Origin of the sequence: Burkholderia sp. PAMC 26561 (assembly GCF_001557535.2) — a bacterium.
Lineage (GTDB): Bacteria > Pseudomonadota > Gammaproteobacteria > Burkholderiales > Burkholderiaceae > Caballeronia.
This window is the reverse complement of record NZ_CP014306.1, coordinates 270,085-285,515: the sequence shown is the minus strand read 5'-3', so window position 1 is coordinate 285,515 and position 15,431 is coordinate 270,085. Positions and strand designations below refer to the sequence as shown.

The 15,431-nt window shown below is 60.3% G+C and carries 18 protein-coding genes; 10 read left to right on the top strand and 8 right to left on the bottom strand.

Translation table 11 applies throughout. The annotated features are described in order from the left end of the window. Positions 1–70 precede the first annotated feature (70 nt). Positions 71–1,363 (bottom strand): D-amino acid dehydrogenase, encoded by a 1,293-nt coding sequence (locus AXG89_RS01425; RefSeq protein ID WP_062167319.1) that lies wholly within the window; start codon positions 1,361–1,363, stop codon positions 71–73. Positions 1,364–1,513: 150 nt separating this feature from the next. Here AXG89_RS01425 and AXG89_RS01420 point away from each other — a divergent pair, with 150 nt between their 5' ends. Both AXG89_RS01420 and AXG89_RS01415 read left to right on the top strand, forming a co-directional pair. Continuing rightward, entirely contained in the window at positions 1,514–2,002 is a 489-nt protein-coding gene (locus AXG89_RS01420) for an Lrp/AsnC ligand binding domain-containing protein (RefSeq protein ID WP_062167317.1), read from the top strand. A gap of 81 nt (positions 2,003–2,083) precedes the next feature. Continuing rightward, entirely contained in the window at positions 2,084–3,220 is a 1,137-nt protein-coding gene (locus AXG89_RS01415; RefSeq protein WP_062167315.1) for a PA0069 family radical SAM protein, read from the top strand. Between the two features lie 43 nt (positions 3,221–3,263). Here the strand turns inward: AXG89_RS01415 and AXG89_RS01410 are convergent, their stop codons facing one another. Beyond that, positions 3,264–3,758 carry an NINE protein gene (locus tag AXG89_RS01410; protein WP_062000008.1) on the bottom strand — a complete coding sequence of 165 codons (495 nt, stop codon included), beginning with the start codon at positions 3,756–3,758 and terminating at the stop codon, positions 3,264–3,266. A gap of 362 nt (positions 3,759–4,120) precedes the next feature. Between AXG89_RS01410 and rpsP the strand changes: the two genes are divergently transcribed. The 6 genes from rpsP (at position 4,121) to AXG89_RS01380 (ending at position 8,373) form a co-directional block, all read left to right on the top strand. Then, positions 4,121–4,375, top strand: a complete 255-nt coding sequence (gene rpsP, locus AXG89_RS01405) for a 30S ribosomal protein S16 (RefSeq protein WP_047844837.1) — start codon at positions 4,121–4,123, stop codon at positions 4,373–4,375. Between the two features lie 79 nt (positions 4,376–4,454). Beyond that, positions 4,455–5,162, top strand: coding sequence for a ribosome maturation factor RimM (rimM, locus tag AXG89_RS01400; protein WP_062167313.1), 708 nt, complete (start codon positions 4,455–4,457; stop codon positions 5,160–5,162). 33 nt (positions 5,163–5,195) lie between these two features. Next, positions 5,196–5,966, top strand: a complete 771-nt coding sequence (gene trmD, locus AXG89_RS01395) for a tRNA (guanosine(37)-N1)-methyltransferase TrmD (protein ID WP_062000006.1) — start codon at positions 5,196–5,198, stop codon at positions 5,964–5,966. Positions 5,967–6,101: 135 nt separating this feature from the next. Continuing rightward, on the top strand, positions 6,102–6,488 hold the full coding sequence (gene rplS / locus AXG89_RS01390; protein ID WP_062000005.1) for a 50S ribosomal protein L19: 387 nt from the start codon (positions 6,102–6,104) through the stop codon (positions 6,486–6,488). A 130-nt stretch (positions 6,489–6,618) separates the two neighbouring features. Next, complete coding sequence (locus AXG89_RS01385) at positions 6,619–7,320, top strand: CoA pyrophosphatase (RefSeq protein WP_236873356.1); 702 nt, start codon at positions 6,619–6,621, stop codon at positions 7,318–7,320. A gap of 114 nt (positions 7,321–7,434) precedes the next feature. Continuing rightward, positions 7,435–8,373 carry a CobD/CbiB family protein gene (locus AXG89_RS01380; RefSeq protein ID WP_062000004.1) on the top strand — a complete coding sequence of 313 codons (939 nt, stop codon included), beginning with the start codon at positions 7,435–7,437 and terminating at the stop codon, positions 8,371–8,373. 340 nt (positions 8,374–8,713) lie between these two features. Here AXG89_RS01380 and AXG89_RS01375 read toward each other — a convergent pair whose 3' ends face one another. From AXG89_RS01375 to AXG89_RS01365, 3 genes are read right to left on the bottom strand one after another with little or no spacing between them, the layout of a single operon-like run. Next, positions 8,714–9,040 (bottom strand): putative signal transducing protein, encoded by a 327-nt coding sequence (locus AXG89_RS01375; protein WP_062000003.1) that lies wholly within the window; start codon positions 9,038–9,040, stop codon positions 8,714–8,716. A 9-nt stretch (positions 9,041–9,049) separates the two neighbouring features. Then, positions 9,050–9,976, bottom strand: a complete 927-nt coding sequence (gene rsgA, locus AXG89_RS01370; RefSeq protein ID WP_062167311.1) for a ribosome small subunit-dependent GTPase A — start codon at positions 9,974–9,976, stop codon at positions 9,050–9,052. Continuing rightward, positions 9,973–11,241 carry a M48 family metallopeptidase gene (locus AXG89_RS01365; protein ID WP_062167309.1) on the bottom strand — a complete coding sequence of 423 codons (1,269 nt, stop codon included), beginning with the start codon at positions 11,239–11,241 and terminating at the stop codon, positions 9,973–9,975. Before AXG89_RS01365 ends, rsgA begins: the two co-directional genes overlap by 4 nt. A gap of 147 nt (positions 11,242–11,388) precedes the next feature. Here AXG89_RS01365 and orn point away from each other — a divergent pair, with 147 nt between their 5' ends. Then, complete coding sequence (orn, locus tag AXG89_RS01360; protein WP_062000000.1) at positions 11,389–12,012, top strand: oligoribonuclease; 624 nt, start codon at positions 11,389–11,391, stop codon at positions 12,010–12,012. A 34-nt stretch (positions 12,013–12,046) separates the two neighbouring features. Here orn and mog read toward each other — a convergent pair whose 3' ends face one another. Then, positions 12,047–12,667, bottom strand: coding sequence for a molybdopterin adenylyltransferase (gene mog, locus AXG89_RS01355; protein WP_174364088.1), 621 nt, complete (start codon positions 12,665–12,667; stop codon positions 12,047–12,049). Continuing rightward, entirely contained in the window at positions 12,651–13,298 is a 648-nt protein-coding gene (gene yjgA / locus AXG89_RS01350) for a ribosome biogenesis factor YjgA (protein WP_062170189.1), read from the bottom strand. The genes mog and yjgA overlap by 17 nt, the downstream gene beginning before the upstream one ends. A 187-nt stretch (positions 13,299–13,485) precedes the next feature. On the opposite strand from yjgA, the gene pmbA reads away from it, so the two are divergent. After that, positions 13,486–14,856 (top strand): metalloprotease PmbA, encoded by a 1,371-nt coding sequence (pmbA, locus tag AXG89_RS01345; RefSeq protein ID WP_061999997.1) that lies wholly within the window; start codon positions 13,486–13,488, stop codon positions 14,854–14,856. Positions 14,857–14,921: 65 nt separating this feature from the next. On the opposite strand, the gene AXG89_RS01340 is transcribed toward pmbA, so the two are convergent. Then, positions 14,922–15,422 (bottom strand): dihydrofolate reductase, encoded by a 501-nt coding sequence (locus tag AXG89_RS01340; protein ID WP_062167307.1) that lies wholly within the window; start codon positions 15,420–15,422, stop codon positions 14,922–14,924. Positions 15,423–15,431: the final 9 nt, after the last annotated feature.

The following is a 15,431-nucleotide window of genomic DNA, read 5'->3' as shown; positions in this document are numbered from 1 at the left end:
GCGCAACGCAAATGAAAAGGCCGTCCCTTCGCGGGGACGGCCTTTTACGTTTCTATACTTTGTTTTCAGGTCATGCCCTTGCGTACGCAGGCCTGCCGCTCGCACGCGCTTCGCCCAAATAACGATGCACCGACAAATCGTCCGACTGGATCGCCGGCTGCTTGCCCGACATCAGGTCCGCCAGCAATTGGCCGGAGCCGCACGACATGGTCCAGCCGAGCGTGCCGTGTCCCGTGTTCAAGTACAGATTCGCGATCGGCGTACGGCCAACGATCGGCGTGCCGTCCGGGGTCATGGGGCGCAAGCCGGTCCAGAACGATGCCTTCGCCGTATCGCCGCCGCCGGGGAACAAGTCGTTCACGCACATTTCGAGCGTTTCGCGGCGCGCCTGGCGAAGGGATTGATCGAAGCCGACAATTTCCGCCATGCCGCCAACACGGATCCGGTCATCGAAACGGGTGATCGCGATCTTGTAGGTTTCGTCGAGCACGGTGGAAACCGGCGCGGCGCTTTCATTGACGACAGGCGCCGTCAGTGAATAGCCCTTCAGCGGATAAACCGGAATCTTGACGAGGTCGCCGAGCAGCTTGGTGGAGTATGAACCGAGCGCGACCACGTAAGAATCGCCGCGGATCATCTCGCCGCCGCACTGCACGCCGGCGATACGGCCGCCGCTGATTGCGAGGGCATCTATAGGCGTGTTGTAGCGAAATTTCACGCCGAGCTGTTCGGCCATGGCGGCAAGACGCGTGGTAAATTTCTGACAGTCGCCGGTTTCGTCGTTCGGCAGGCGCAAACCGCCCGTCAGTTTCTGCGATACCGCCGCGAGCGCCGGCTCCGCCTTATGCAGGTCGGCAGGCATGAGCAGTTCGAAGGGCACGTTCGCGTCGCGCAACACGGCGATGTCCTTCGCCGCGCCGTCCAGTTGCTGCTGCGTGCGGAACAGTTGCAGCGTGCCGCCGGTCCGGCCTTCATATTGAATGCCCGTGTCCGCACGCAGCGCCTGCAGACAATCGCGGCTGTACTCAGCCAGGCGAACCATGCGGCCCTTGTTGACCGAATAGCGGTCCTGCGTGCAGTTCTGCAGCATCTGCCACATCCACTTCAACTGAAACGATGTCCCGTCCAGACGAATGGCGAGCGGCGCGTGTTTCTCGAACATCCACTTCACCGCTTTGAGCGGCACGCCGGGAGCCGCCCATGGCGATGCATAGCCTGGCGAGATCTGCCCTGCGTTTGCAAAACTCGTTTCGAGCGCCGGCCCGGCTTCACGGTCGATGACCGTCACGTCGTGCCCCGCACGGGCCAGATAGTAGGCGCTCGTCACTCCGACAACACCGCTTCCCAAGATTACGACTTGCATGTCTTGCTCCGTGCAAAGTGACATTCCGCCGGTCATTGCTTCGTTTTTCATGAAGCCGTTTGAGTAGCGGGTTACATAGTGGTATCGACTATAGTATTGAGAGAGCAGTAGTTTTTGTTATTGTATTTGCTTACTTTTTGGTTGAATCGAATGAGAACTCAACGAAATTTGGTGCGGGAGCTGGATAAGATCGATCGGCGGATTCTGCGGATCCTTCAACAGGATGGCCGCATCGCGATGAAGGAACTCGCGGAGCAGGTCGGGCTGTCGGTAACGCCGTGTATCGAGCGCGTAAAACGCATGGAGCGGGACGACGTCATTTCCGGCTATTACGCCCGTGTGAACCCGCATCAGTTGGGGGCGTCGCTGCTCGTGTTCGTTGAAATCACGCTCGATCACAAAAGCGGCAACATGTTCGAGCAGTTTCGACGCGAGGTGCAGCGCATTCCCGAGGTTCTGGAATGCCACCTCGTTTCCGGCGATTTCGACTACCTGATCAAGGCGCGTATTGGCGAAATGGCCGATTACCGGAAACTGCTTGGCGATATCCTGCTGCAGCTTCCCGGGGCCGTGCAATCCAAAAGCTATGTAGTCATGGAGGAGATCAAGGAGAGTCTTGCCATTGCCGTAGCGGACTGATCCCTCCACCTGAGGCCGCTTGCGAAAGACCAGATTTACTGTATATTCATACAGTGTTTTGCTCTTTTCCAAGCTTCGATCATGGTTCTGCATGACTCTGAATATCCCGTTGCTCCGCCCGCGCCGCTCAAAGGCCGAGGCGCGGTCACGAACCTTCAGGGACGCTACGAGAAGGACGAGCGCGAGCGGGTCGACGACGGCTGGACGCATACGGATCAGGACGGCGAGGCAGAAGGCGCACCGGCGCTGCGCACTCAAGTGTTCGAGGAGCGTGCGAAGAGCATCCTCACACGCAACTCGTCGCCTGATATCCCGTTTGGGGTATCGCTGAATCCTTATCGTGGGTGTGAGCATGGATGTATCTATTGCTTCGCCCGGCCGACGCACAGTTATCTGGGATTGTCGCCGGGACTCGATTTCGAAAGCCGCATTTACGCGAAGATCAACGCCGGGGAGTTGCTCGAGCACGAACTGGACAAGCCGTCCTACCAACCCGAGCCCATAGCGCTCGGCGTCAATACGGACGCGTATCAGCCCGTCGAGCGGAACTTGCGGATCACGAGGCGCGTCATTGAAATCCTCAGCGAGCGGGGGCATCCGTTCGCGGCGATCACGAAGTCTTCGCTGGTCGAGCGGGATATCGACCTGCTGGCTCCCATGGCGCAGAAAGGGCAGGTGATGGTGGCGGTGACCATCACCACACTCGACGCCGACATTGCCCGCACGCTCGAACCTCGCGCGGCAACGCCGGCCAGACGGTTGCGGACCATCCGCACACTTGCCGAAGCGGGCATCCCGGTCGGCGTCAGCGTCGCGCCCATGATTCCCTTCGTCACCGAACCCGATATGGAACGCGTGCTGGAAGCCTGCGCCGAAGCCGGTGCAAGGAGCGCGAGCTATATTGTCTTGAGGCTGCCGTGGGAGGTCGCGCCGTTGTTCAAGGATTGGCTGGCGGCGCATTTCCCCGATCGGGCAGAGCGCGTGATGGGCCGTGTGCGCGATATGCGCGGCGGCAAGGACTACGATTCGGATTTCGCGAAGCGTATGAAAGGCGAAGGACTATGGGCCGACATGCTCAAGCAGCGTTTTGACCATGCCGCGCGACGGCTTGGGCTGAACCAGCGGCATCGCGGCATTCTGGACATGTCGGCGTTCCGGCGCGGCGAGAGCGCGCCGAAGCAGCGCGTCGTGGAAAGTCCGCAGATGAAGCTGTTCTAGCTGGGACCGGATTCGCGAACCCTTCACGACCCCGTTAGGCAAATTACTGCGACAGCTCTTTCGCCGCCTGAACCTGGCCTTCAAAGTACGTCTGGAAGGTAAGCGCGAGACCGGCCATCAATATGAACGCGCCAAATAGCAGGGAGAAGATCACGACGAAGATCACGGTCCAACCTGAGTCGCTGTGTTGTCCGGTCTGCGAATTGAACTGGGCGTCCCATTTTTCATCCGGCCGCAAGCCATAGACAATCGCCGACAGAAACGCTGACAGCAGCGAAACCGCGCCGGGCACGACGAGCACCCAGCCGAGTACCGACGCGCGTTCGGTCGCGGCGAGCAGCATGTAACCCACGAGGCCGAGCAGAAGGCCGACAATATGCGCCCAGCCGAATTTGTCGCGCAAACCGTACAAATAAAAGCGATGTGCGCCAATGCTGCCAAGAAAGAAGGCAAGCGCGGCGGTCAGCGTTTTCGAACGGAAGCGTCCGTTTGGCGCCGGATTGGAAGGATGCGTTACAGTGGACGACGGGTTGTTCATCGGGAAGCTGAAAGAGAGGCGTTGAAGGCAGGTAAGGGCGGGGAGACACGAGACACGAAACGTTCGCTCTGAAGCGGCATTCTACGCCGCAGCCGCGGGTCCAAGCAGGCGCTCGCCGATTCGCGACCACGCGCCGAAAAACGCTTCCTGCTCGAAACCGTTATCTGTCTTCCTAAAGCCTGCGTGGAACTCCCGAAAAGCCCGGCGCACGGTGCTTTGCGACTATTGGCTGTACGTCAAAGACCACGCAAAGCAGCCCTTCTCATCTCGATTAATCGATGCAAGTGTTTGTTAAGGCATCGTTTTGCCGCTATAATCGCGTGTTTTGGTAGTTCCGAACCCCGGTTTTCAAGGATTTCAGCATGGTTATCATCCGCTTGGCTCGTGGCGGCTCCAAGAAGCGCCCGTTTTACAACATCGTTGCAACCGATTCGCGTAGCCGCCGTGATGGCCGCTTCATCGAACGCGTGGGTTTTTACAACCCCGTCGCGACTAAAGGCGAAGCGCTGCGCATCGCTCAGGACCGCCTGACGTACTGGCAAGACAACGGCGCGCAACTGTCGCCGACGGTTGCCCGTCTGGTCAAGCAATCGCAACAAGCTCAGCCGGCTGCTTAAGTGCGGTTGCTGCAGTCAATCGCTCGGGTCCAAGTGATCCGGCCGATTTTTGCTGCCGATGTTTGCGGGAGACTGGCTTATGTCGACGCGTGATTCTGCTTCAGACTCAGGTTTGAAAGCCGCACGTGGCGAGAAGCCTGAGCAGAACGATGCCACGTTTGGCGCATTTGTCCGCAAGCCGGCAGCGCGTCGCGTGGCTATCGACGCTTTGGACGACTCGGGTTCAATCGAGGCCGTCGAAGCATTGCCCGACGACGCAATCGAAGTCGGCGCCATCGTTGATGCTTACGGCCTCAAGGGCTGGGTCAAGATTGCGCCGCACGCGCATGCAGGGCACGGCGGCGACGCAATGCTTGCTGCAAAGCGCTGGTGGCTAGTCAAGGGGAATGAGCGCAAGTCGGTTCGTTGCCTGCAGTCGAAAGTGCATAGCGACACGGTTGTCGCGCATTTTGCCGGCTGCGACGATCGCGATACAGCGTATGCGTTGCGCGGCCACACTATCCATGTGTTGCGCAGCGACTTCCCGAAGCTCTCTGGCGAAGACGAATTCTACTGGGTCGATCTGATCGGCCTGGATGTCGTGAATGAAGCGAACGTGGCCCTCGGCCAGGTTGCGGGCATGATCGACAATGGCGCGCATTCCATCATGCGCGTGGAATTTCCGACTACGGGCAAGGACGGCTCGCCCATTACCGGCGAGCGGCTCATCCCGTTCGTAGGCGTGTTTGTCAAGACAGTGGACCAGGCGGCGCGAAAGATTGTCGTCGATTGGGATGTCGACTATTGATTTATCGGAATCACCGATCACAAGGAGAGGGCGATGCAGTTTGACGTCGTGACGCTCTTTCCCGAGATGTTTCGCGCGCTGACCGACTGGGGCATTACCAGCCGGGCAGTGAAGCAGGAACGGTTCGGTCTGCGCACGTGGAATCCTCGCGATTTCACCACGGACAATTACCGGACCATCGACGATCGTCCTTATGGCGGCGGCCCGGGCATGGTGATGCTGGCGCGCCCCCTGGAAGACGCAATATCGGCTGCGAAAGCGGCGCAGGCAGAGCAGGGTATCAGCGGCACGCGTGTGGTGATGATGTCGCCGCAAGGCAAGACGCTGGACCATGAGCGTGTGATGCAAATCGCTCAGGAGCCCGGGATGATCGTGCTGTGCGGCCGTTATGAAGCGATCGACCAGCGTTTGATCGATCGTGTGGTGGACGAAGAAATCAGTCTTGGCGACTTCGTTTTGTCCGGCGGTGAACTGCCGGCCATGGCGCTCATGGACGCCGTCGTGCGTCAGTTGCCCGGCGTGCTGAACGACTCGCAGTCGGCGGTGCAGGACAGTTTTGTCGATGTGCTGCTCGATTGTCCGCACTACACGCGCCCGGAAGAATACGGCGGTGTGCGGGTTCCGGATGTGCTGCTTGGCGGCCATCACAAGGAAATCGAAGCATGGCGCCGGCGTGAATCGCTGAAGAATACGCAGGAAAAGCGGCCTGATCTGATCGACAAGGCGCGCAGGAATAAGATGTTGAGCCGTGCCGACGAGGCATGGCTTGCAAGTCTCGCCAAGGAAGGGTCGAAGGCGCAGTAGGCTTTCAGCCAGGTTCGAAGCGGGACAAAGGGCGGCGCCATGCTTGAATCAAGCCGGCGCCAGATGTGAACCCATCCTCTACCGGGGCCACCAACATGGCAAACAACTCCGGCAAGATGGCTCCAGGAGTCAGTAATGAATCTGATTGAGCAACTCGAAAAAGAAGAAATCGCGCGCGCACTCGGCGAGAAGTCGATTCCCGAATTCGCCCCCGGCGATACGGTGATCGTCAGCGTCAACGTGGTTGAAGGTACGCGCAAGCGTGTCCAGGCTTACGAAGGCGTCGTGATCTCGAAGCGCAACCGTGGTTTGAACTCGAATTTCATCGTCCGCAAGATATCGTCGGGCGAAGGCGTCGAGCGTACGTTCCAGACCTACTCGCCGCTGCTCGCTAGCATCGTCGTGAAGCGTCGCGGTGATGTGCGTCGTGCAAAGCTGTACTACCTGCGCGAACGTTCGGGCAAGTCGGCTCGGATCAAGGAAAAGCTCGTGTCGAAAGACCGTTCTGCTGCCAAGGCGTAAGTGTTGCGCTGACCGCTGCACCGGAAAAAGCACCCTCGCGGGTGCTTTTTTCTTTGGTGTGGTCAAATCATGTCTTGCGTCATCGTTCACGGCGCCTGAAATCAAAACCAATCAAGAAGCCAAGTCCCACGTGTCCGCCCCCAAGCCGTCGACTCCCCGCATTCTCGAGCCCGAAATCCTGCCGATCGAATCGACCAGCTCGGACTTGCCTCGCGTGCGTGAAGACGTGCTGACGCCCGACGGCATGCGTGCGAGGTTTTCACAGACGCTCGACTGGACGCCGGACGCACGCGATGACAAGGTCAAGGCGCTCGGGGGCGATCCGAGGGTGGCGTCGGTGCTCATTGCGCTTGTCGTGCGCGAAGGCGGCCTGACCGTGCTGCTCACGCAGCGTGCCGATCACCTGACGAACCATGCCGGGCAAATCAGCTTCCCGGGCGGACGCCAGGAACCCGAAGACGCCGATGCCGCCGCGACCGCGCTTCGCGAAGCGCAAGAGGAAGTGGGGCTCGAGGCCGTGCATGTGGAAGTGCTGGGCGAGCTGCCCGACTATCTGACCGGTACCGGATTCCGCGTCACGCCGGTCGTCGCATTGGTCCATCCGCCGATCGAACTTCACGCCGATACACTCGAAGTCGCCGATATCTTCGAAGTCCCGCTCGCGTTCCTCATGAACCCAGCCAATCATCAAGTCCGCGTGTTTCGATGGGAAGGCGGCGAACGTCGTTTTTTTGCGATGCCGTTCACACCCGCCGAGAATGCGGCTCCGTATTTCATCTGGGGTGCAACGGCGGGTATGTTACGTAATTTCTATCGCTTCCTCGCCGCGTGACGCGTAATGTGTCGGCACCCGAATAGCGCTTCAGCCGATGTGTCCCTCTGGCTGCATCGGCGCTGTGATATCTTTACACGAAATTCGTAAAACTCGAATGTCCCGGCGCATCGCATGACTTTTTTCTCTGTATTGCTGGCTCTTATCATTGAGCAGTTGCGCGCGCTTTCGCCGCAGAATCCCATATCGGCGTTGCTTCAGTACCATGCGGAATCCGCGGCTCATGGCTTCGATGCCGGCAAGCCGCGGCATGGCGTGCTCGCGTGGCTGATTGTCGTAGTGCCGTGGACGTTGGCCGTCGGGCTGGTCTATTACGTCCTTTATCACATCAACTTCGCGCTCGCGTTCCTCTGGAACGTGGTGATCGTGTATTTCACGCTCGGGTTCCGGCAGTTCAGCCACTATTTCACCGATATCCATCTCGCGTTGAACAACGACGATGTTCCGCGCGCCCGCGAAATTCTCAACGAGTGGACCGGTATCGATACACTCGATATGCCCGTGAGCGAGATCGTCCGGCATACGCTGGTTCATGCCGTAGTGGCGTCGCACCGGCACGTGTTCGGCGTGTTCTTCTGGTTTCTGATTCCTATCGGGCCGGCGGGTGCGGTGTTTTATCGGATCGCTGAATATCTGGCGAGGTCGTGGGTCCGGCCGACGGATGAACGCACGCCGGCGTTTTCTACGTTTGCGCAGCGGGCGTTTTTCTTTATCGATTGGGTGCCTGCGCGGTTGACGGCTTTGGGGTTCGCTATTGTGGGGAATTTCGAGGACGCCATTTATGCGTGGCGCAATCACGCCAAGCAGTGGCCCGATGCCAATGAGGGTGTTTTGCTCGCCGCCGGGAGCGGGGCGCTGGGAGCGCGGCTGGCCGGGCCTCTGGCCGAACCACTCAGCGTGGAGGCGTTGGCTGTTGGTGATGCCAGTCCGCTGCCAGTGGGCGATGATTGCACGCCACGGACGCTTCAGTCTGCAGTTGGGCTTGTTTGGCGCGCTGTGATCTTGTGGATGTTGTTGTTGCTCATGCTGAGCATTGCGGTTTGGCTGGCCTGAGGGGTTTGCTCGCGCTGTGCTTTTGGTGTTCTTCGCTGTCTGGGAACTTGATCGCTTCGGTCTATTAGCGTTGCCCCTGTGCGGGGCGGCACTTCATTTCTTTTTCCAAACGGCGAAAAAGAAACGAAGCAAAGAAAACGCCTTCACACCACAACCACTAAATTACCCGCAGCGCACAGCCTCGCTGGTGGCACGCATCTGCCACCGCCCACAATTATCCACCGCCGTTGAAAAGAACCTTCTCGCCTTTCAATTTTACTTCACACGCTTCGCTTATCAGGCCGTACCGCCTGCCAGGTCGTACCGCCTGCTTGGTCTCGCTGGCCCCACGTTCCTGTTTTTATTCGTCGTGCAACGGGTCTCTCGCCGTTCCGCATTGCCAGCACACCGTGAATTGTGCTTCCAGCATCTCACCGCATTGCTGGCATCGCCACGCCTTTGCGTTCGATGCCGGGCCGTTTCTCGCACGGTTCAATATTTCGGTCGCCAACGCTTCGTCGCGGTCATCCGGTATCCAGATCTCCGGCGCACATTGCTCCGCCGGAATCTCACCCATCGCACCACTCAAATAACGGTTGTGCAACTCGCACGCAATGCCCGCCGTCGACAGCACATTCATCCAGTGATGCGCCGTGATCAGGTTCGGAGCCCGCGTCAATTTTTTCATGCGATGGGGTTATCGGACAATTTGGCTGGCCTCGTGCACCAACTGCGCATACAACTGATGCCGCGCCGGGCGAATCTTGCCTTCCGCCATTGCTTCCAGAATCGCGCAACCCGGTTCGTGCAGATGCCGGCAGTTGTAGAAGCGACACTTGCCCAGGAACGGCCGGAAGTCCGCGAACGCTCGCTCCAGTTGTCCCTCTGAGAGATGATGCAATCCGAATTCCTGGAAGCCCGGCGAATCGATCAAGGACCCGCCGCCCGGCAACGGGTACAACCGGGTGAACGTGGTCGTGTGCCGGCCGCTGTTCAACGCCTTCGATATTTCCCGCGTCGCCACCTCGGCATTCGGAATCAAAATGTTCACGAGCGTCGACTTGCCCATGCCCGACTGTCCGAGCAGCAGCGTCGACCGGTCGGCGAGGCGGGCATCGAGTTCATCGTGGACGTGCTGGGGAGCCGCTTTCGCCGATAACTCCACGACCGTGTACCCAAGCTCCCGATACAGCGCCAGGCGCCTGCGCGCAACCGCGAGCGGCCCTTCCATATCGATCTTGTTCAGCACGATCAGCGGCTCGAGGCCGTGCGCCTCCGCCGCAATCAACGCGCGCCCGAGCAAGTCCTCGCTGAAGTGCGGTTCGGTACCCAGCACGATCATCAATTGATCGAGGTTGGCCGCAAAGAGCTTTGATTTGAACTGGTCGGACCGGTAGAGCAGGTTTCTTCGCTCGCCAATCTCGACAATCACACCCTGATCCGCCGATGACTGTTCGTACTGCACCACGTCGCCCACCGCGATCTCGCTGCGTTTGCCGCGCGGGAAACATTGCAGCATGGCGCTGCCGTCAGCGGGAGCTACGAGGTAATGCCGCCCGTGAGCGGCAATGACCCTTCCTTCAATGCGCGCGTTCGCCGGTTTCTTCGCGTCGCGCGGCCTCATGCGGCGAATTGCATCAGGCGCTCGATGCGCTGCGATGCTGGCGGATGCGATGCGTAAAACGCGGTGTAGATAGGGTCCGGCGTGAGCGTGGACGCGTTGTCCTCGTACAGCTTCACGAGCGCGTTGACGAGGTCGCGCGGGTCGGTCTGGCTCGCGGCGAAGGCATCGGCTTCGAATTCGTGCTTGCGTGAGCTGAGACTGCCGAGCGGCGTCACGAAGAACATGAAGACAGGCAGCGCCAGCATGAACAGCACGAGCGCCAGGCCGTTGTTGTTGCCAATCAGCGATGGCCGCACGCCCAGCCCTTCATAAAACCATACGCATTGCGCAAGCCATCCGAGCAGCGCAAGCATCACGAGGCTGAGCGCGAACGTGACGACCAGGCGCTTGATCACGTGGCGGCGCTTGAAGTGCCCGAGTTCGTGCGCGAGGACCGCTTCTATCTCGCTGCCGGAAAGCCGGGCGAGGAGGGTATCGAAGAAAACGATCCGTTTCGCCGCACCGAAACCCGTGAAGTACGCGTTGCCGTGCGCCGAACGGCGGCTTCCGTCCATCACGAACAAGCCCTTCGCGGCGAAGCCCGTACGCGACATCAGGTTTTCAATCCGCGCGCGCAACGCTTCATCTTTCAGCGGCTCGAACTTGTTGAAAAGCGGCGCGATGAACGTGGGATACAGGATCAGCACGAGCATCTGGAACGCAACGAGCAGCACCCACGCCCAGAGCCACCACAACGCGCCAGCCTGGTTCATCAGCCACAAGGTCACGAACAGCACCGGCAAGCCGACAGCCGCGCCCAGCACCACGCCCTTGATCAGATCGAGGAAAAAGAGCTTCTTCGTCATCCGGTTGAAACCGAATTTCTCTTCGATCACAAAATGGCGGATGTAATCGAACGGCAGGTCGACCACGCTCGTGATCGCCACCACGATAGCGACCAGCGCCATCTGCCCGACGTACCCACGGCCGAGCCAGTCGGTTACGGCAAGATCGATCTGCTGGATGCCGCCGAGCAGCGTCAGCGCAATCAGCAAAGCGGCGCTCACCACGACCTCGACCATGGTCAGGCGCGTGCGCTCGACGGTGTAGTCGGCCGCGCGCTGGTGGGCGGCGAGCGGAATGGTTTGAAGAAACTGCGACGGCACATGCTTGCGATGCGCCGCGACGTGCCGGATCTGGCGCGAAGCGAGCCACAGCTTCGTGCCTACCATGCCGACCAGCGCCACGACAAACACGACCGAGAACGCGAGATTGAAATTGGACATCAGCGGAAACCCGATTAAATTATGCGAGAATTATAGGTTCTTGGCCGTCACCGCGCGCATGGCTTGTTGCGCGTCAGCCGAACGGCCGGGTCCTGCAAATCACCTGCGCGCCGTTCCAGGCGTCAAACCCATTCAGGTTGCCCTCCTATGGCCGATTCCGTGCTCGATTCCTCTACTTCCGCTAGCCCGTCAGACCTCGTTCGCAGCGACATGAACCTTGTCTGGCTCGACATGGAAATGACGGGTCTCGAACCCGATAACGACCGGATCATCGAAATTGCGGTGGTCGTGACGAATTCGACGCTCGATAAACTCGTTGAAGGGCCGGTCCTCGCCATCCATCAGGACGAAACGGCGCTTGGCAAGATGGACGAGTGGAACCGCAACACGCATGGCCGCTCGGGGCTGACTGAACGGGTGCGGGCTTCGACGGTGGATGAGGCCGAAGCCACGCGGCAAATCCGCGAATTCCTCGGTCAATATGTGCCGCCGGGCAAGTCGCCCATGTGCGGCAACTCCATCTGTCAGGACCGGCGTTTCATGGCGCGGTGGATGCCGGAACTCGAAACGTTCTTCCATTACCGCAACCTCGATGTCAGCACGCTCAAGGAATTGTGCCGCCGCTGGCAACCGGCCATCTATAAGGGTTTCCAGAAGCGCGCCATGCACACGGCGCTTGCCGACATTCACGAGTCCATCGACGAACTCAAGTACTACCGCGAGCATTTCCTGATCCCGTCGGCGACCGGCGCAGCAGGCGCGGCCGCTTGAAAGATGAAGCAACGCTGAAGGAACGTGGCAGCGTTCAGGTCTTTGACGGCCTGAGCGCGCTTTTTGGCCGGAACGAGGCGATCACTTCCGGCCGCGTTTCAATATAAGGTCCGCCGATCAGATCGATGCAATACGGGATCGCCGCGAAGATGCCGGGCACTTTCGTTTTGCCGTCAGCGTCGCGCAGTCCTTCCAGCGTTTCGCGGATGGATTTTGGCTGGCCCGGCAAATTCACGATCAGCGCCGCGTGATCCGCCGTTTCACGAATCACGGCCACCTGGCGCGAAAGAATGGCGGTAGGCACGAAGTTCAGGCTGATCTGGCGCATTTGCTCGCCGAAGCCGGGCATCGGCTTGGTGGCGACCGCAAGCGTGGCTTCCGGCGTCACATCGCGGCGCGACGGGCCTGTGCCGCCCGTGGTCAGGATGAGATCGCAGCCGGTTTCATCGACGAGTTCCAGGAGTGTGGCCGAGATGGTGGCCGTGTCGTCATGAATCAGGCGGGTTTCGGCGCGCCAGGGTGAATTCAGCGCGCTCGCGAGCCATTCCTTCAGCGACGGAATGCCTTTGTCCTCGTACACGCCGTCCGAAGCGCGATCGCTGATCGAGACCAGCCCGATCAGCAATTCGTCCGGATGATTACGCTTTGTAGCCATCGTCGTCATCTCGTTGCGGGAATTCAACGTCGTCACCGTCTTCGGCTTCGATTGCGCTTTCGTCGTCTTCTTCGTCCACGCCCGCAGCGGTCTTGATCCACTGGAACAACTCACGGAAGTAGCGCGGCGGCTTGCTCTGCTCGCGTTCCTTGCGGGCATTGCGGATCAGCGTGCGGCCTTCCTGCGGATCGACACCCGGATGCTTGCGGATGAATACGGTAAGGGCGGCGTCGTCGGCGAGGAGTTTTTCGCGCGTATGTTCGATCCAGTGCAGCTTGGCGGTTTCAGCGCGATTGACACCGCGATACGTGTCGAGCGCCGTGCGCAGCGCCGCTGTTTCCTCGTCGGTCAGGGAGCGCATCACGCGGCCGACGTATTGCACCTGGCGGCGCTTGCCTTCGTGATCGGTGATCTTGCGGGCGTCGCGGACGGCGTCGTCGAGCTTTTCCGGCATGGGCATGCGTTTGAGCGCATCTTTGGGAAGCTCGATCAGCGCCACGCCGAGCACCTGCAGCGCGAGCATGTCGCGTTTGAGCTGCGATTTGCTCGGGCGGTCGTAGCCGTGCTCGCTGCCATCCTGTTCGGTGGCAACGGCCGGATTTATGGGTTGCGTGCGGGTTTTACGGTTCATCGCGATATTGTACTTGTTCGCAGGGGCCCGCTGGCGCCTCGCGGCATGGACGAACGAAACCAAACACCCCTGGACTTGCTATGATCTTGCGATACACGGAAGCGGTCATGGCGAGCGCTGCGCCACTGAATTCCGGCGCGACCGTTCTGAACCCTTCTGCAACTCGAGCATCCACAGGCAGACAAAAATGGCAGCAGACATGGACGTGAGGCAACGCTTTTTCCCGCACACCCAGGACGAGCTGAAAGAAATTGCGTCCGACATCCTGCGGCACGCGAAGGAACTCGGCGGGACCGATGCCGCTACGGAAATCTCGGAAGGCGATGGCCTTTCGGTCAGCGTGCGTCGTGGCGAAGTCGAAACCATCGAACACAATCGCGACAAGATGGTGGGTGTGACGGTGTTCATCGGCAAGAAGCGGGGGAATGCGAGCACCTCGGACTTCTCGCGCGCCGCGTTGAAGGACACGGTGGCCGCTGCGTACAACATCGCGCGCTTCACGGCCGAAGACAGTGCCGCCGGCCTCGCCGAAGCGGAATTGCTCGAAATGGCGCCGCAGGACCTCGATCTCTATCACCCGTGGGATATCAACGCCGAAGAAGCGGCAGACCTTGCGCGCCGCGCGGAAGACGCAGCGTTCGCCGTCGACAAACGCATTCAGAATTCGGAAGGCGCGAGCGTCTCGGCGCAACATTCGCAATTCGTGCTGGCAACATCGCGCGGGTTCATGGGTGGTTATCCGTTCTCGCGGCATTACGTGGCGTGCGCGCCTATCGCGGGATCGGGGCGCGACATGCAGCGCGACGATTGGTACACCTCGAAGAGAAATGCGGCCGATCTGGCCGACCCGGAAGCGATTGGCCGGTACGCGGCGCATCGTGCGCTGGCGCGACTGGGCGCGCGCAGCCTCGACACACGCAAATGCCGCGTGATGTTCGAAGCGCCGCTGGCGGCGGGCATCCTGGGCGCGTTCGTGCAGGCGGTGAGCGGCGGGGCGTTGTACCGGAAGACAACGTTCCTGGTCGATAGCCTCGGCAAACCCGTTTTCGCGCCGCACGTCCAGGTGGTCGAAGATCCGCACGTAAAGGGCGGCATGGGCAGCGCACCGTTCGACGAAGAAGGCGTGCGCACGCACCGCCGCAATGTGGTCGAGGACGGCGTGGTGCAGGGATATTTCCTGTCGACGTACTCAGCGCGCAAGCTCGGCATGAAGACGACAGGCAACGCCGGCGGTTCGCACAACCTGTCGCTGCGCAGTTCGCTGACCCAACCCGGCGATGACTTCGAAGCAATGCTCAAGAAGCTCGGCACCGGGTTGTTGCTGACCGAGTTGATGGGGCAGGGCGTGAACTACGTGACGGGCGACTATTCGCGCGGTGCGTCGGGATTCTGGGTGGAGAACGGCAAGATCCAGTATCCGGTCGAGGAAATCACGGTGGCGAGCACGTTGCAGGAAATGTTCAGGCACATCGAGGCAATCGGCGCGGATACAGTCGTGCGCGGGAACAAGGAAATCGGCTCGGTGCTGATCGAGAAGATGACGATCGCGGGGCAGTAAAGGCTCTGCAGATTGCATCGAAAGAGCCCGGAACGGTTTTCATCGTCGTTCCGGGCTCTTTCGTTTTATGCGGGCCGCCGTTCGTAGATCACGAACGAATAGTTGAAGTCGTTCGGCGCGGCCGCGCGATGCGTCTCGCGCGAGATCTCCTGCCAGACGGCCGGATCGGGGGCATCGATCGAGATATCGCCTTCGAAATCCGCATCGATTTCCGTGAGCACGAGTTTGTTCGCGAGCGCCCAGCCTTTGCGGAACAGCTCCGCGCCGCCGATCAGGAACACTTCCTTCGTGTCGTCGCGCGCCGCGACTTCCAGCGCCTCGCACAGGCCCGGGACCGTGTCGCAGCCATCGAAACGACGCTGTGCATCGCGCGTCACCACAATATTGCGCCGGCCCGGCAGCACGCGTCCGATGGACTCGTGCGTCTTGCGGCCCATGACGATCGGCGCGCCCATGGTCGTGCGTTTGAAGAACGCCAGATCTTCCGGCAAGCGCCAGGGCAATTGGTTGTCGCGTCCGATCACGCCATTGCGCGCGCGGGCGACGATCAGGGTGAGCGTCGTCATGATGTCGAT

Coding starts and splice junctions, on each gene's coding strand:
- AXG89_RS01425 (WP_062167319.1), bottom strand. CDS start 1,363: ATGCAAGTCGTAATCTTGGGAAGCGGTGTTGTCGGAGTGACGAGCGCC.
- AXG89_RS01420 (WP_062167317.1), top strand. CDS start 1,514: ATGAGAACTCAACGAAATTTGGTGCGGGAGCTGGATAAGATCGATCGG.
- AXG89_RS01415 (WP_062167315.1), top strand. CDS start 2,084: ATGGTTCTGCATGACTCTGAATATCCCGTTGCTCCGCCCGCGCCGCTC.
- AXG89_RS01410 (WP_062000008.1), bottom strand. CDS start 3,758: ATGAACAACCCGTCGTCCACTGTAACGCATCCTTCCAATCCGGCGCCA.
- rpsP (WP_047844837.1), top strand. CDS start 4,121: ATGGTTATCATCCGCTTGGCTCGTGGCGGCTCCAAGAAGCGCCCGTTT.
- rimM (WP_062167313.1), top strand. CDS start 4,455: ATGTCGACGCGTGATTCTGCTTCAGACTCAGGTTTGAAAGCCGCACGT.
- trmD (WP_062000006.1), top strand. CDS start 5,196: ATGCAGTTTGACGTCGTGACGCTCTTTCCCGAGATGTTTCGCGCGCTG.
- rplS (WP_062000005.1), top strand. CDS start 6,102: ATGAATCTGATTGAGCAACTCGAAAAAGAAGAAATCGCGCGCGCACTC.
- AXG89_RS01380 (WP_062000004.1), top strand. CDS start 7,435: ATGACTTTTTTCTCTGTATTGCTGGCTCTTATCATTGAGCAGTTGCGC.
- AXG89_RS01375 (WP_062000003.1), bottom strand. CDS start 9,040: ATGAAAAAATTGACGCGGGCTCCGAACCTGATCACGGCGCATCACTGG.
- rsgA (WP_062167311.1), bottom strand. CDS start 9,976: ATGAGGCCGCGCGACGCGAAGAAACCGGCGAACGCGCGCATTGAAGGA.
- AXG89_RS01365 (WP_062167309.1), bottom strand. CDS start 11,241: ATGTCCAATTTCAATCTCGCGTTCTCGGTCGTGTTTGTCGTGGCGCTG.
- orn (WP_062000000.1), top strand. CDS start 11,389: ATGGCCGATTCCGTGCTCGATTCCTCTACTTCCGCTAGCCCGTCAGAC.
- mog (WP_174364088.1), bottom strand. CDS start 12,667: ATGGCTACAAAGCGTAATCATCCGGACGAATTGCTGATCGGGCTGGTC.
- yjgA (WP_062170189.1), bottom strand. CDS start 13,298: ATGAACCGTAAAACCCGCACGCAACCCATAAATCCGGCCGTTGCCACC.
- pmbA (WP_061999997.1), top strand. CDS start 13,486: ATGGCAGCAGACATGGACGTGAGGCAACGCTTTTTCCCGCACACCCAG.
- AXG89_RS01340 (WP_062167307.1), bottom strand. CDS start 15,422: ATGACGACGCTCACCCTGATCGTCGCCCGCGCGCGCAATGGCGTGATC.